The following is a 15225-nucleotide window of genomic DNA, read 5'->3' as shown; positions in this document are numbered from 1 at the left end:
CCCGCCTCTGCCATCCTCGACATCGAGCGCAAGATCACCGAGAAGACCCGCTCCGGCACCCTGCCGGTGGACAACTTCGGCGTGCCGCTGGCCGGTGGCCTGATCCCCTGGATCGACACCAAGCTCGACAACGGCCAGAGCCGTGAGGAGTGGAAGGGCCAGGCGGAGACCAACAAGATCTTGGGAATCGAAGATGCGGCCATCCCGGTGGACGGTCTGTGCGTGCGGATCGGCGCCCTGCGCTGCCACAGCCAGGCCTTCACCATCAAGTTGAAGAAGGACGTGCCGCTCCCCGAAATCGAGGCGCTGATCGCGGCTCACAACGACTGGGTGAAAGTGATCCCGAACGATCGCGACATCACCGCCCGCGAGCTGACCCCGGCCGCCGTCACCGGCACCCTCAGCATCCCGGTGGGGCGTCTGCGCAAGCTGAACATGGGGCCTGAGTACCTGGCCGCCTTCACCGTCGGGGATCAGCTGCTGTGGGGCGCCGCCGAGCCGCTGCGCCGGATGCTCAACATCCTGCTGGATCGCGCATAAACCGCGGCCTGCGAGGCGAAGTACATATAAAGGAAGGCTTGGGCCTTCCTTTTTTGTGGTGGTTCGTCTCTGCCATAAAAAACGGCAGCCTTGCGGCTGCCGTTTTTTATTGATCCAGTTCGACTCTTACATGTTCTGTGCTTCGTTTGGCACGATAACAGAGGCATGATTTCCTTTCGGCCCCTGTTGCAGTTCAAAATTGACTGCCTGACCTGCTTTCAAGGTCTTGTAACCTTCCATTTGTATCGTGGAGTAGTGAGCGAAGATATCTTCACCACCGTCTTCCGGACAGATAAACCCAAATCCTTTTGCGTTGTTGAACCACTTGACTGTTCCGGTTGCCATACATCTACATCCTTTTATTGATTACCCTGAAGTCGTTGAGTAACCTGCGCCAGCCTTATATAACTAGAGCATCAGCCCATAGCAGACGGGCGCCGATTAGCAAGTAACCAATCTAGTCTAACTTTTGAACGAGTCAAGAAGTTGTTAACAACTGATGTGATCGAGTTAACAAGTCTATTGACAATCTTCAGCAAGACGATAGTAATCTAGAGGTACCGAAGCGCGATTATGAGCAAGCAGAAAGAACTCTTTGCGAATGAAGAGATTGCACAAGCAGAGAAAACGAAGCTGCAACCGCCACCCATGTACAAGGTCGTGTTGAACAACGATGACTATACGCCGATGGAGTTCGTGGTGGAGGTGCTGCAAAAGTTCTTTGGTATGGATCTGGACAAGGCGACTCAGGTCATGTTGAGTGTGCATTATAGTGGTAAGGGAGTCTGCGGCACATTTACCGCCGAGATTGCCGAAACCAAAGTGGTCCAGGTAAACACCTACGCACGTAACAACGAACATCCACTGCTATGTACCATGGAAAAGGCTTGAATCTGATGACTTGATAGCGATGACGACACCACATTGTTGCTGTACTGAGGGGAGGTGCCTATGTTGAACAAAGATTTAGAAAAGACGCTGAACGAGGCTTTCAAACTGGCCCGTGACGAGCGCCACGAATTCATGACCGTCGAGCACCTGTTGTTAGCCCTGCTGGATAACAGCTCAGCCCATGAGGCGCTGAGTTCGTGTGGTGCGGATGTGGAATTGATGCGCAAAGAGATCCGCGCATTCATCAATCAAACAACCCCGCTCATTCCTCGCGACGACGAAGACCGCGAAACCCAACCCACCCTTGGCTTCCAGCGCGTGCTGCAACGGGCCGTGTTCCATGTGCAATCCTCGGGCAATACCGAGGTGAGCGGCGCCAATGTACTGGTCGCCATCTTCAGCGAGCAGGAATCCCAAGCCGCCTACTTCCTGAAAAAAGCCGAAGTAAGCCGACTGGATGTGGTGAATTTTCTCTCCCATGGGGTGCGTAAAGACAGCAAGCCCGAGAGCGGTGGCAATAATGCCGAGTCGGACGACGATGTCTCTTCTGCCCAGATCGAGAGTTTTGCCACCAACCTCAACCAGCTGGTGCTGGAAGGGCGCATCGATCCGCTCATCGGCCGGGATCAGGAGTTGAGCCGCACCATCCAGGTGCTGTGCCGCCGTCGCAAGAACAACCCGCTGCTGGTGGGGGAAGCCGGGGTCGGTAAAACCGCCATCGCGGAAGGTCTGGCCTATCGCATCGTCAAGGGGGATGTGCCAGAGGTCATTGCCAACAGCACCATCTATTCACTGGACATGGGCTCCCTGCTGGCGGGCACCAAGTACCGTGGCGATTTCGAAAAACGCCTCAAGGTGCTGCTCAAGCAGATCGAGCGCCAGGAAGGGGCCATCCTGTTCATCGACGAGATCCACACCATCATAGGTGCGGGGGCAGCCTCCGGTGGTCAGCTGGATGCGGCCAACCTCATCAAACCGCTGCTCTCCAACGGGCTGCTGCGTTGTGTCGGTTCGACCACTTATCAGGAATACTCCCAGATCTTCGAGAAAGACAGGGCGCTGGCGCGTCGCTTCCAGAAGATCGACATCGTCGAGCCGAGCGTGGACGACACCACCCGCATCCTGATGGGGCTCAAGAGCCGCTATGAGTCACACCACGGCGTGCGCTACACCGTCAAGGCCATTCGGGCCGCGGTGGAGCTCTCGGCCAAGTACATCAACGATCGCCACCTGCCGGACAAAGCCATCGACGTGATCGATGAAGCCGGGGCTGGGCAGCGGTTGCTGCCGGTCAGCAAACGCAAGAAAGTGATCAACGTGCCGGAGATCGAGGCGATCGTTGCCAAGATTGCCCGCATCCCGGAAAAATCGGTCTCCTCTTCCGACAAGGAAGTGCTGCGCAATCTGGAACGCAACCTCAAGATGGTGGTGTTTGGTCAGGACAAGGCCATCACCGTATTGATCGATGCGATTCGTCTGTCACGCTCAGGGCTTGGCAACGAGCGCCGGCCGGTGGGTTGCTTCCTGTTTGCCGGGCCGACCGGAGTCGGCAAGACCGAAGTCACCCAGCAGCTTGGCAAGGCGCTCGGGGTCGAGGTGCTGCGCTTTGACATGTCCGAGTACATGGAGCGTCACACTGTCTCCCGTCTGATCGGGGCGCCCCCTGGCTATGTCGGTTTTGAGCAGGGTGGCTTGCTGACCGACTCCGTACTCAAGCACCCGCACTCTGTGGTGTTGCTGGACGAAATTGAGAAGGCGCACCCGGATGTCTTCAACTTGCTGCTGCAGGTGATGGACAACGGTACCCTGACGGACAACAACGGGCGCAAGGCGGATTTTCGCAATGTGATCCTGGTGATGACCACCAACGCCGGTGTGCAGGAGACCCAGCGCAAGTCGATTGGCTTCCAGCAGCAGGACATGAGCCACGACGCCATGGCGGTGATCAACAAGACGTTCAGCCCGGAGTTCAGAAACCGGCTCGATCACACCATTTGGTTCAATCACCTCGATATGGCGGTGATCCATCAGGTGGTCGACAAGTTCATCGTTGAACTGCAGGTACAGTTGGATACCAAAGGGGTGTCACTCGAGATATCCGAAGAGGCACGCCACTGGTTGGCCGAGAAGGGTTACGAGCGGGCTATGGGTGCCAGACCCATGGGGCGGGTCATTCAGGAGCACCTCAAGAAACCCCTGGCCAATGAGATCCTGTTTGGCTCACTGGTCGATGGTGGGGTCGTGAAGGTTGAGTTGGTAAATAACAGCCTCAGCTTTGATTTTCAGGTCAATGTCGAAGCTGTCTCCCACTAAGCGTGATTGAGGCCAGAAATGACAAAAAACCCCAACCGAAAGGCTGGGGTTTTTTGCTGAATTCCTGGCTTAGCGAGAGCGGAAAACAATACGTCCCTTGGAGAGGTCGTACGGAGTCAGAGCCACCGTTACTTTGTCCCCAGTCAGGATACGGATGTAGTTTTTGCGCATCTTGCCGGAAATATGAGCGATAACCACGTGACCATTTTCCAGTTCCACACGGAACATGGTATTGGGCAGGGTCTCGAGAATAGTGCCCTGCATCTCAATACTGTCTTCTTTAGCCATTGAATCCTCTTGATAAGCCACAACAAAAATCCGCTGGATCATGCCGGATTTAAGGCTATGTGTAAAGTTTACTCGGGCTTGGTGTCGATTTTTTTCCATTCCCCCTGCACCAGCAGCTCATGGGGCAGGTACTGGCGCTTGTAATTCATCTTGCGACAGGCCTCCACCAGATAGCCGAGATACAACCAGCTGCGACCGGTGCGGCGGGCAAGTTCCAGTTGGCTCAGAATGGCGTAGGTGCCGAGGGAGCGATCGGCATAGTCCGGATCGAAGAAGGTATACATGGCGCTCAGGGCGTGGGGCAGCAGATCCGTGGTGGCCACCCCGATGAGGCGTCCCTCCTTGCGCATCTCCAGATAGAGGGGCGGCATCCAGTCACAATGCAGGAAGCCCTTGTACTGGGTGCGGCTCGGCGGGTACATGCTGCCATCGTGGTGGCGCTCGCGGATGTAGCGCTCGTAGAGCTGGTAATATTCCGGCTTGTCGTCATAACTGAGCACCAGTTCGAGATCCCGGTTCAGCTGGCGAATGCGTTTCTGGCTACGGCTCGGCACGAAATGCTCGCTGTGAATGCGCAGCGACTGGCAGGCACTGCAGGCGGGGCAGTGCGGGCGATAGATGTCATTGCCACTGCGCCGAAATCCCGCCGTGAGCAACCGCTCATAGCCCGCCGCGTTGAGCAGCTCATGGTCCATCAGCACCAGCAACTGCTCTTGTTCATGGCCGAGATAACTGCACGGGTGCTTGGGGGTCAGCCCGACTTTCAGGATCACTTCTTCGGTCATAGACTGATGCTCCCCGGCTGCCAGCAGCCCGCGTTCAATGGCTGTTGGGTGAGTTGATCCAGCGCTGCAAGAAAGCGTCGTCTGGGCCATTGCTCTATGCCCAGGGTCGCCAAAAAATCGTTTTGCATCTGGCAGTCGATGAGAGCGCCATTGTGGCGGGCGAAGTGGCGGCAGAGTGCCACCATGGCCAGTTTGGCGCCGTTGTCGATGCGACTGAACATGGACTCGCCGCAGAAGACGCGACCGAGGCTGAGGCCGTAGAGCCCCGCCTGCAACTGGACATCCTGCCAGACTTCGACGGAGTGGGCGTGGCCGAGGCGATGAAGTTGCTGATAGGCGTCGATCATGGGAGGACTTATCCAGGTTCCACCCGCGTTGCGACGGGGTGCGGCGCAGGCGGCTATTACCTCATTAAAGGCCCGATCGATGGAAATATCGAATGAGGTTCGACGGATAAACTTCTGCAGGCTGCGGCCTATATGCAACTGCTCAGGCTCGATGACGCCTCTTGGATCCGGTGACCACCACAGCAAGGGTTGGTGGGGCTCATTCCACGGGAAGATCCCCCTGTGATAAGCTGCCAGCAGGCGTTCGGGGGAGAGATCCCCGCCGATAGCCAGTAGCCCGTTGGGCTCCTCCAGCGCATGGCTGGGGGTGGGAAACCAGTATTGCTCATCATCCAGTTGGGTAAGATAGCGAGACATAAGACAGAGGTTCACAGATGAAGGCCATTATCCTGATAGTATCCAGCTTGCTTGGCTTTGTCACTGCGCCCGCCTGGGCCGCGCCCTATGAGCGCAACACGGCGCGCCCCGTGGATCAGGTGGTGTTTGGCCAGGTGGATTCGGTGCGCAACATCACCCAGCGTCAGATAGTGGAATCCGAGCATACCGGCTGGAAGACATTGGGTGGCGCCGTGCTGGGTGGGTTGATTGGCAACCAGTTCGGTGGTGGCCATGGCCGGGAAATTGCCACCGCGGTGGGGGCCCTGGCAGGGGCGGCTGCGGTGCAGCAATACCAGTCAGGTGGCAGTGTGGTGGAGAACAAGCTGGTGGAGCTGCTCATTCGCAACGAGCAGGATGGGCTCATCAACGTGATCCAGGATTACGATCCGGCCATGCAATTTGCCAGTGGCGACAAGGTGCGCATTCTCTACTTCAGTGACGGGGTGCGAGTCGACAAGACCTATTGAAGCGGGTTGTTGAGCGCGAGAGGAGTGAGCGGTAATAGAGGTCTGAAATCGAGGAGAGAATAGCCCGGCGATGGCCACAAGGGGCCTGCCGGGCGGAACTACACGGAACACCTGGGCGAGGCTCGCTCAGGCGTCCTGAGACACTATCTTGTCGCGACCGGTGTTCTTCGCCTGATACAGCTGGCGATCCGCTTCGCTCAGTGCCTCATCCATGGAGAGCCGCCCGACCTTGATGACGCCGAAACTGGCGCGCACAAACAGGGGGACTTCCCGGGACAGGGGTTGCTGACGCAGCTGCTGGCGCAGCCCCTCCAGACGCTTGAGCAACACGGGCACGGTGCAGTGGGGCACCATCAGGGCAAATTCCTCGCCACCGAAACGGGCAATCATGGCATCAGGGAAGAACTGGGTGAGTAGCCGGGTCAGGTGGCAGAGCAGCAGATCGCCGATGGCATGGCCCCAGTGATCATTGACCTGCTTGAAGTGATCCACGTCCAGCACACAGAGGGTGAGCTGGGCCTGCTGGCGCTGATGCTCCTCAAACCATTTTTGTCCCTCGTTGAACCAGTAGCGCCGGTTGTAGAGCCCCGTCAGGTAGTCGCGATTGGCAGATTCCTGAATGCTGTTGAATTGCTCAAGCGCCTCCAGGTTGTGGCTGACCCGGCACTGCAGCTCCTCGGGTTCAAACGGCTGGTTGAGAAAGTCGTTCGCCCCTTGCTTGAGATAACGGGCGGAGAGGCCGTGCTTGTCTGACACCGAGATGCCGATGATGGCGAGCTGCTGCTTGCTGTAGCGCTCGCGCAACATGCGCACCAGGCTGATGCCATCGATCTCCGGCATGTAGTAATCCACCAGTACCAGTCGGATGGCCGGGTTCTGCTCAAGGCTCACCAGGGCGGCCTTGGCGCAGGTTGCCTCGTGCACCTGCAGCAACTGCTTGCGCAGCTGGGCCATGGTGCGATGGCGGGAGGTGAGAGAGTCATCGACGACCAGTACCTCGATGGCCTGATTGAGGTAGAGGCGGTGCACCAGGCTGACGGCGTATTGCAGGGAGTGGCGCGAATCTTTCATCACGTAATCCAGCACCCCGGCCTCGAGCCAGGCTTCCCGTTTCTCCTCGCTGATGTCGGCGGTGAGGATCACCACCGGCAGACCCTGTCCCAGCAACACCTTGACCGCTTCCCCGCTCGGGGCATCCGGCAGGGTGAGATCCACCAGGGCGACCACATACTCCTCTCCCCGACAGTGGCGGGCACCCGCCAGGGTATCGAAGGCGTCGATCTCCAGCCCGGTTTGCTGGGCGATGGCCTGGATCAGCATGCGGCGGATCGTCAGGCTATCTTCGACTATCAATATTTTTCGTTTCATCCGGCTCCTTAAAAGAAAAGGGCATGCCCATTGGCATGCCCTTTATATCCTTACGCTTATTGTGCGTCTAGATATCGCTCCGCATCCAGCGCGGCCATACAGCCGGTACCGGCTGAGGTAATGGCCTGACGGTAGACATGGTCGGCCACGTCCCCTGCGGCGAAGACGCCCTCGATGCTGGTCTGGGTGGCGAAGCCTTCCAGCCCGCCGCGAACCTTCAAATAACCGTTCTCCATCGCCAGCTGGCCGGCGAAGATCTGGGTGTTGGGCTGGTGACCGATGGCGATGAAGACCCCCATCAGCGGCAGCTCGGAGGTGGAGTCATCCCGGGTGCTGCGCAGGCGCACACCGGTCACGCCCATGTTGTCGCCCAGCACTTCATCCAGGGTCTGGTGGGTGTGCAGCACTATGTTGCCACTGGCCACCTTGTCATTGAGACGCTTGATCAGGATCTTCTCGGCGCGGAACTCGTCGCGGCGATGAATGAGGTGCACCTTCTTGGCGATGTTGGCCAGATAGAGCGCCTCTTCCACGGCGGTGTTGCCGCCGCCGACCACGGCCACTTCTTGGTTGCGATAGAAGAAACCGTCACAGGTGGCGCAGGCGGAGACGCCACGGCCCTTGAAGGCCTCTTCGGAGGGCAGCCCCAGGTACTTGGCGGAGGCGCCGGTGGCGATGATCAGCGCATCGCAGCTGTATTCGCCGTTGTCACCCTTGAGGCGGAACGGACGCTGGGTCAGCTCCACTTCATTGATGTGATCAAACAGGATGCTGGTATCGAACTTTTCCGCATGGGCTTGCATGCGTTCCATCAGGGCCGGGCCGGTCAGCCCTTCCGCATCACCAGGCCAGTTTTCTACTTCGGTGGTGGTGGTCAGCTGACCACCTTGCTGCATACCGGTGATCAGCAGGGGGCTCAGGTTGGCGCGGGCGGCATAGACGGCCGCGGTGTAACCCGCGGGGCCGGAGCCCAGGATCAGCAGTTTGCTATGAGTAACTTGGCTCATGATGTGATTTCCGAGACGTGATGAGTTTGCGCGATTGTAGGTAATTCGTGATCCGGGGTCAAAGGTCAGCACGTCGATTGTGGCAATCGCCAGGGGAGGGGGTTGCTGGCCACCATTTTGCCAAAAAAAACCGCCCATCGCGGGCGGATTTTCACTCATCGCTGCTCCCTTGCGGGGCTGGCGATCAGTTCAACAGGGTCAGGGGATCCGTGTAGGCCAGGTTGTGCGCCTCGGCGACTTCCCGGCAGGTTACCTTGCCTTCCATCACGTTCAGCCCGTGCAGCAGGTGAGGATCCCCCAGCAGAGCCTTGCGATAACCCTGCTCGGCCAGCCGGATGATGAAGGGCAGGGTGGCGTTGTTGAGGGCCACGGTGGAGGTTCTGGCCACGGCGCCCGGCATGTTGGCTACACAGTAGTGTACCACCTCATCGACGATGAAGGTCGGATCCTGGTGGGTGGTAGCGTGAGAGGTTTCCACACAACCGCCCTGATCGATGGCCACGTCGACCACCGCCGAGCCCGGCTTCATGCGCGCAATGTGGTCACGGCTGACAAGTTTTGGCGCAGTGGCGCCGGGCACCAGCACGCCGCCGATAACCAGGTCTGCCGCCAGAATGTGACGCTCCAGGGTCTCGCGGTTGGAGTAGACCACCTTGGCGGCGCCCTGGAATTCGCTGTCGAGGCGACGCAGGGTGTCGATGTTGTTGTCGAGTATGGTGACATCGGCGCGCAGGCCGATGGCCATGCGCGCTGCGTTGGACCCCACCACGCCACCACCGATGATCACCACCTTGGCCGGTTCGACCCCGGGCACGCCGCCGAGCAGCATGCCGCTACCGCCGCGGGACTTCTCCAGCGCCTGGGCGCCGGCCTGAATAGACATGCGTCCGGCGACCTCCGACATGGGGGCCAGCAGCGGCAGGCCACCACGACTATCGGTGACGGTTTCGTAGGCAATGCAGACGGCGCCGCTGTCTTGCAATTCCCGGGTCTGGGCCAGGTCTGGCGCCAGATGCAGGTAGGTGAACAGGGTCTGGCCCGGGCGCAGCATGGCGCGCTCGACGGCCTGGGGCTCCTTCACCTTGACGATCATCTCGGCCTTGGCGAAAACATCGGCAGCGGAGGCCAAAATTTCGGCTCCAGCAGCCAGATAATCTGCGTCACTGAAGCCAATGCCACTTCCTGCCCCGCTTTGAACGAAAACAGTATGGTTTCGTGCTGTTAGTTCACGTACACTGGCTGGAACCATGCCTACGCGATATTCATGGTTTTTTATTTCCTTAGGTACACCGATAATCATGCTATCCCTCGTCTATCGATTGGTGGTTTATGTTGCCGGTATGTTAAGCAACATTTGCGCCTAGTATATTCAGGTATTGACAGGATTTGTGACCATTATTATAAAATAACTGGTGATTCTTACCAAAAAATAGCCAAAGGATGGAATTAAATGATGGAAGCTAAGAGTCGGCTGAAGGATTTGGACAGGATAGACCGCAACATTCTGAATGAACTGCAAAAGGATGGCAGGATTTCAAACGTTGAATTGTCCAAACGAGTTGGCCTGAGTCCTACACCGTGTCTAGAACGGGTTCGTCGCCTTGAGCGACAAGGTTATATCGAAGGATATGCCGCTATTCTGAACCCTCATTATCTGGATGCGTCTCTGCTGGTGTTTGTAGAAATCACCCTCAATCGCGGTGCTCCCGACGTATTTGAACAGTTCAACAAGGCTGTGCAGGTGCTCGAAGAGATCCAGGAGTGCCATCTGGTCTCCGGCGATTTTGACTATCTGCTCAAGACCCGTGTCAGTGACATGTCGGCCTATCGTCGCCTGTTGGGGGAAACCCTGCTGCGTCTGCCCGGCGTCAATGACACCCGCACCTACGTGGTGATGGAAGAGGTCAAGCAGAGTAGTCGTCTGGTGATCAGCACCCGCTAAGTCGGGTTATGCTGTGACTTGCAAGTTCCATAACAAGTCACGATAGTCAGAAACGAGCGGCTGGTCCGCTCGTTTCTTCTTATCACCCTGGTGGTAAACATGGCCCCGCCCTCAGGCACAGGCTGACAATCGGTGGGCTTTTCAGGGATACTAGGCCCCCTATCCCGCATTACATGTTTTCAGAAAGGAGCCGGAGTTTGGCCGATAAAAAGCTGTTTACTCCTTTATCAGGTACCCAACGGATCTTCGAGGCCGTCTTGATCGCCATCACCCTGATGGCTGCCTATCTCTTACTTGCCCTGTTGACCTATCATCCCGCCGATCCCGGTTGGTCCCAGACCTCCTGGCAAGGGGAGGTGAAGAACCTAGCGGGTAGCGCCGGTGCCTGGCTCGCCGATATCACCATGTTCACCTTCGGTGCCTTCTCTTATCTGGTTCCCCCTCTGGTGGTACTGCTTGGCTGGAGCCTGTTCTGGCGGCCGAGCCGACTGCTAGAAGTCGACTATTTGACCCTGTCGGTGCGGATCGTCGGTTTCGTGCTGACGGTGCTTGGCATGTCCGCCATCGCCAGCATGAACTTCAATGACATGCAGAATTTCTCCGCCGGCGGCCTGGTGGGGGACGTCATTGCCTCCGCCGTTGTGCCGCTGTTTGGCGGCGTCGGCGCCAACCTGATGCTGCTCTGCTTCGTGGCGACCGGTATTACCCTGTTCACCGGCTGGTCCTGGCTCACCATCGTCGAGCGGATCGGTGCCAGCTGCACCGGCACGGTCAGCGCCATCTATCACTTCCCCACCACCCTCGGTCGCTGGTTGACCGGCGGCTGGCGTCAGCCCCGCTTTGAGGGACCGGATCCCTTGCTGGAGGGCGGCGTGGGTGCCATCGAGCTGGATGATGAGGATGAGCCGCACAGCAGCTGGACGCGCAAGCCGAAGGCGAAGGCTCAAAAGACAAAATCTGACGAATGGTTGCCGGAGCTTGACGACGACACCTTCCAGTTCGATCCGCAGTTTGACGACGAAGATGACGAGGCGCCCGCGCCCGTTGCCAAAACCAAGCGCGCCGCCAATGCCCGCCCACAGCCGGTAGCAGACGAAGACGATCTCGATCTGCCCTGGGCAGAGGGTGACGATGAACCGGCCGCGCCGTTGGCCGCCGCGCCCAAGCCCAAGCGCCGCCCGCAGCCCAACATGGCACCCTTGCCCGGTCTGGATCTGCTGGACCGCCCGCCCGCCAAGACTCAGATGATGAGCAAGGACGAGCTGGAGCGCATGGGCCGGCTGGTGGAGGCCAAGCTCGCCGATTACAACGTGCAGGCCAAGGTGGTCGGTGTCTATCCGGGCCCCGTCATCACCCGTTTCGAGCTGGACCTCGCGCCGGGCATGAAGGCGAGCAAGATAACCAACCTGTCCCGCGATCTCGCGCGCTCCCTGTCTGCCAGCAGCGTGCGGGTGGTGGAAGTGATTCCGGGCAAGACTTTCGTCGGCATCGAGTTGCCCAACCGGGTGCGCCAGACCGTTTACCTGCGTGAGACCCTCGACTGCGCCGCCTTCACGGACAGCCACAACCCGCTCACCATGGGGTTGGGTCAGGATATCGCCGGCGAACCCGTGGTGGTGAACCTCGCCAAGATGCCGCACCTGCTGGTGGCCGGTACCACGGGCTCGGGCAAGTCGGTGGGGGTGAACACCATGATCATCTCCATGCTCTACAAGTCCTCCCCCGAGGATCTGCGTTTCATCATGATCGACCCCAAGATGCTGGAGCTGTCGGTCTACGAGGGGATCCCGCACCTGCTGACCGAGGTGGTCACCGACATGAAGGATGCCGCCAACGCGCTGCGCTGGTGTGTGGGCGAGATGGAGCGCCGCTACAAGCTGATGTCGGCGGTCGGGGTACGTAACCTCAAGGGTTACAACGACAAGGTGCTGGCGGCTGCAGCGGCCGGTGAGCCGATGCGCGATCCGCTGTGGCGCCCTGGCGACTCCATGGATCAGATGCCGCCGGAGCTTGAGAAGCTGCCGCACATAGTGGTGGTGGTGGACGAATTCGCCGACATGATGATGATCGTCGGCAAGAAGGTGGAAGAGCTCATCGCCCGTATCGCCCAGAAGGCGCGGGCCGCCGGTATTCACCTTATTCTCGCGACCCAGCGTCCGTCGGTGGATGTGATAACCGGCCTCATCAAGGCCAACATCCCGACCCGGATCTCGTTCCAGGTATCGAGCAAGATCGATTCCCGCACCATCCTGGATCAGGGCGGCGCCGAATCCCTGCTCGGCATGGGTGACATGCTCTACATGCCGGCCGGTACCTCCAACCCGACTCGGGTGCACGGCGCCTTCGTCGATGACCACGAGGTGCACAAAGTGGTGGCGGACTGGAAGCTTCGCGGCGAACCGGACTACATCCAGGAGATCCTCTCCGGTGAATCGGACGGCGAGGGTGGCAGTGGCGACTACGGCAGCAACGGTGACGAAGAGCTCGATCCCCTGTTCGACGAGGCGGTGGCCTTCGTGGTCGAATCGCGCCGCGGCTCCACCTCCAGCGTGCAACGCAAATTCAAGATTGGTTACAACCGGGCGGCTCGTCTCATCGAGCAGATGGAAAACCAGGGCATCGTCAGTGCGCCGGGCGGCAACGGTCAGCGCGACGTGCTGGCACCGCCGCCGGTGCGTGATTAAGCCTTCATATCATCCTGGCCATGTCTGCGGACATGGCCTTTTATCGAGCCCTTGTAAACGGGAAGCATGATGAAAAAAGCATTATTGATGGGTTCTGTACTGCTGCTGGCCAGCAGCCAGGTGTGGGCCGATGCCGCCAGCGATCTCAAACAGAAGCTGGCCGACGTGAGCCTGTTCTCCGCCAAGTTTGCCCAGACCGTCTATGACAGCAAGGGCAAAGAGCTGCAAAAAGCGAGCGGCGATCTGCTGGTGCAGCGCCCCAACCGCTTCAACTGGCACACCACGGCCCCGGACGAGAGCCTGATCGTGGCCGATGGCAAGGACGTCTGGATCTACGATCCCTTCGTCGAGCAGGTCACCGCCCTCAAGCTGAAAGACGCCGTGCTCAATACCCCCTTCGTGCTGATCGCCGGCAATGACATCGGGCTCTGGAAGAACTACGACGTGACCCAGCAGGGGGACGTCTACACCGTCACCAGCCGCAACAAGGACGAGCTTATCGCCTCCTTCCGCATCACCTTCGATCGGACCAACAACATCAGCCGCTTCGACGTGAAAGAGGCGCAGGGGCAGTGGAGCGAGTTCGTCTTGAGCAGCTTTAATCGCAAGCCGGTGCTCAAGGGTAACGAGTTCGTGTTCAAAACGCCCAAGGGGGTCGCGCTGGACGACCAACGCTGATGAGCGCGCGGCCTTTGGATGTATCGTCGACAGCGAGTCTGCTGGCGGTGGGTGCCACCCTGGACGGACAACACCGATGAGTAACCTGTCATTGGACTTTTCGTCGGACTTTCGGCCACTGGCGGCCCGGATGCGGCCGCAGAACCTCGATCAGTACATAGGTCAGCAGCATATCCTGGGGGCTGACAAGCCCCTGCGCAAAGCCATACTGGCGGGGCACTGCCATTCGATGATCCTGTGGGGACCGCCCGGCACCGGCAAGACCACGCTGGCCGAGCTCATGGCGCACTACTGCCAGGCCGAAGTGGAGCGGCTCTCCGCGGTCACCTCCGGCATCAAGGAGATCCGCGCCGCCATCGACAAGGCGAAGGAGAACAGCTGGCGCGGGGTGCGCACCATCCTCTTCGTGGACGAGGTGCACCGTTTCAACAAGAGTCAGCAGGATGTGTTCCTGCCCCACATCGAAGACGGCACCATCACCTTCATCGGTGCCACCACCGAAAACCCCTCGTTCGAACTCAACAACGCACTGCTCTCCCGGGCCCGGGTCTATCTGCTCAAACGGCTGGAAGAAAACGACATCCTCGCCATGATCGATCAGGCCATGACCGACCCCCGTGGCCTCAATGATCCCACCCTGCGCTTCGCCCCCGGGGTGAAGGAGGCACTGGCGAAAGCCGTGGATGGGGATGGCCGCAAGTCCCTCAACTACCTGGAGCTGCTGGCCGATATGGCCGAGAGTAATGGCGCAGGGGAGCGGATAATCGACAGCGCCCTGCTGGCCGCGGTGGTGGGGGAGCACGTGGCGCGTTTCGACAAGGGCGGCGATCACTTCTACGACCTTATCTCGGCGGTGCACAAGTCCATCCGTGGCTCGGCGCCGGATGCGGCGCTCTACTGGTATGCCCGCATGGTGAGCGCCGGGTGCGATCCGCTCTATATTGCCCGCCGGCTGCTGGCCATCGCCTCGGAGGACGTCGGCAACGCCGATCCGCGTGCCATGCAGGTGGCCTTGTCGGCCTGGGATTGCTTCCATCGCATCGGCCCGGCGGAAGGGGAGCGGGCCATCGCCCAGGCCATCGTCTACCTCGCCTGCGCGCCCAAGAGCAATGCGGTCTACACCGCCTGGAAGGCGGCGCTCAATGATGCCAAAAACCTGCCGGATTTCGAGGTGCCGCCGCACCTGCGCAACGCCCCGACCAAGCTGATGAGCGAACTCGGCTACGGCGCCGAGTACCGCTACGCCCACGACGAGCCCGGCGCCTACGCCGCCGGCGAGAGCTACTTCCCGCCCGAGCTTGCCGACAAGCACTACTATCAGCCCACCGACCGGGGTCTGGAGAAGCAAATCGGCCAAAAACTCGATTATCTGCGTGAACTGGATCGTCAAAGTCCGAAAAATCGGGACAAATAAGTTCTTTTTTGAGCCTGGGCAGCGCAATGTCCCGACGAAGAGAATCTCGCTTCGCCCCGGCGCGCAAACTTGCTAAAAACGACCGCTTAGTCCCTGTTCGGGCGGGGGGGCGGTCTGCTACAC

Annotated in this window: 15 protein-coding genes; 8 read left to right on the top strand and 7 right to left on the bottom strand. The window is 59.4% G+C overall.

Annotation, left to right across the window (positions count from 1 at the left end; all coding sequences use genetic code 11):
- Window positions 1-540, top strand: a 540-nt coding sequence (locus BN1137_RS18415; RefSeq protein WP_157433844.1) for an aspartate-semialdehyde dehydrogenase, incomplete at its 5' end; no start/stop codon positions are given.
- 126 nt (window positions 541-666) lie between these two features.
- Here BN1137_RS18415 and cspD read toward each other — a convergent pair.
- Complete coding sequence (cspD, locus tag BN1137_RS18410; RefSeq protein WP_042653616.1) at window positions 667-885, bottom strand: cold shock-like protein CspD; 219 nt, start codon at window positions 883-885, stop codon at window positions 667-669.
- Window positions 886-1113: 228 nt separating this feature from the next.
- On the opposite strand from cspD, the gene clpS reads away from it, so the two are divergent.
- On the top strand, window positions 1114-1431 hold the full coding sequence (clpS, locus tag BN1137_RS18405; protein WP_050719989.1) for an ATP-dependent Clp protease adapter ClpS: 318 nt from the start codon (window positions 1114-1116) through the stop codon (window positions 1429-1431).
- Window positions 1432-1491: 60 nt separating this feature from the next.
- Window positions 1492-3744, top strand: coding sequence for an ATP-dependent Clp protease ATP-binding subunit ClpA (gene clpA, locus BN1137_RS18400; RefSeq protein WP_050719988.1), 2253 nt, complete (start codon window positions 1492-1494; stop codon window positions 3742-3744).
- 69 nt (window positions 3745-3813) lie between these two features.
- On the opposite strand, the gene infA is transcribed toward clpA, so the two are convergent.
- The 3 genes from infA to aat form a co-directional block, all read right to left on the bottom strand.
- Entirely contained in the window at window positions 3814-4032 is a 219-nt protein-coding gene (infA, locus tag BN1137_RS18395) for a translation initiation factor IF-1 (protein ID WP_005300033.1), read from the bottom strand.
- Window positions 4033-4100: 68 nt separating this feature from the next.
- Window positions 4101-4817 (bottom strand): arginyltransferase, encoded by a 717-nt coding sequence (locus tag BN1137_RS18390; protein WP_050719987.1) that lies wholly within the window; start codon window positions 4815-4817, stop codon window positions 4101-4103.
- Complete coding sequence (gene aat, locus BN1137_RS18385; protein ID WP_050719986.1) at window positions 4814-5521, bottom strand: leucyl/phenylalanyl-tRNA--protein transferase; 708 nt, start codon at window positions 5519-5521, stop codon at window positions 4814-4816. Before aat ends, BN1137_RS18390 begins: the two co-directional genes overlap by 4 nt.
- Before the next feature lie 17 nt (window positions 5522-5538).
- Here aat and BN1137_RS18380 point away from each other — a divergent pair, with 17 nt between their 5' ends.
- Complete coding sequence (locus tag BN1137_RS18380; protein WP_050719985.1) at window positions 5539-6009, top strand: outer membrane lipoprotein; 471 nt, start codon at window positions 5539-5541, stop codon at window positions 6007-6009.
- Window positions 6010-6135: 126 nt separating this feature from the next.
- Here the strand turns inward: BN1137_RS18380 and BN1137_RS18375 are convergent, their stop codons facing one another.
- The 3 genes from BN1137_RS18375 to ald form a co-directional block, all read right to left on the bottom strand.
- A complete protein-coding gene (locus BN1137_RS18375; RefSeq protein ID WP_050719984.1) occupies window positions 6136-7377 on the bottom strand; it encodes a diguanylate cyclase in 1242 nt (413 codons plus the stop codon).
- Between the two features lie 56 nt (window positions 7378-7433).
- On the bottom strand, window positions 7434-8384 hold the full coding sequence (gene trxB, locus BN1137_RS18370; RefSeq protein ID WP_050719983.1) for a thioredoxin-disulfide reductase: 951 nt from the start codon (window positions 8382-8384) through the stop codon (window positions 7434-7436).
- Between the two features lie 184 nt (window positions 8385-8568).
- Entirely contained in the window at window positions 8569-9684 is a 1116-nt protein-coding gene (gene ald / locus BN1137_RS18365; RefSeq protein ID WP_050719982.1) for an alanine dehydrogenase, read from the bottom strand.
- Between the two features lie 150 nt (window positions 9685-9834).
- On the opposite strand from ald, the gene lrp reads away from it, so the two are divergent.
- The 4 genes from lrp to BN1137_RS18345 all read left to right on the top strand — a co-directional run bounded on the left by lrp (window position 9835) and on the right by BN1137_RS18345 (window position 15102).
- Window positions 9835-10326 carry a leucine-responsive transcriptional regulator Lrp gene (gene lrp / locus BN1137_RS18360; protein ID WP_005300047.1) on the top strand — a complete coding sequence of 164 codons (492 nt, stop codon included), beginning with the start codon at window positions 9835-9837 and terminating at the stop codon, window positions 10324-10326.
- 197 nt (window positions 10327-10523) lie between these two features.
- A complete protein-coding gene (locus BN1137_RS18355; RefSeq protein WP_050719981.1) occupies window positions 10524-13010 on the top strand; it encodes a DNA translocase FtsK in 2487 nt (828 codons plus the stop codon).
- Window positions 13011-13079: 69 nt separating this feature from the next.
- Complete coding sequence (gene lolA, locus BN1137_RS18350; RefSeq protein WP_050719980.1) at window positions 13080-13688, top strand: outer membrane lipoprotein periplasmic chaperone LolA; 609 nt, start codon at window positions 13080-13082, stop codon at window positions 13686-13688.
- Between the two features lie 76 nt (window positions 13689-13764).
- Window positions 13765-15102 carry a replication-associated recombination protein A gene (locus BN1137_RS18345; RefSeq protein WP_050719979.1) on the top strand — a complete coding sequence of 446 codons (1338 nt, stop codon included), beginning with the start codon at window positions 13765-13767 and terminating at the stop codon, window positions 15100-15102.
- The last annotated feature ends 123 nt before the right edge of the window (window positions 15103-15225 follow it).

Source organism: Aeromonas tecta (assembly GCF_000820185.1).
Taxonomy (GTDB): Bacteria; Pseudomonadota; Gammaproteobacteria; order Enterobacterales; family Aeromonadaceae; genus Aeromonas; species Aeromonas tecta.
This window is presented reverse-complemented; position numbering and strand designations above follow the sequence as displayed.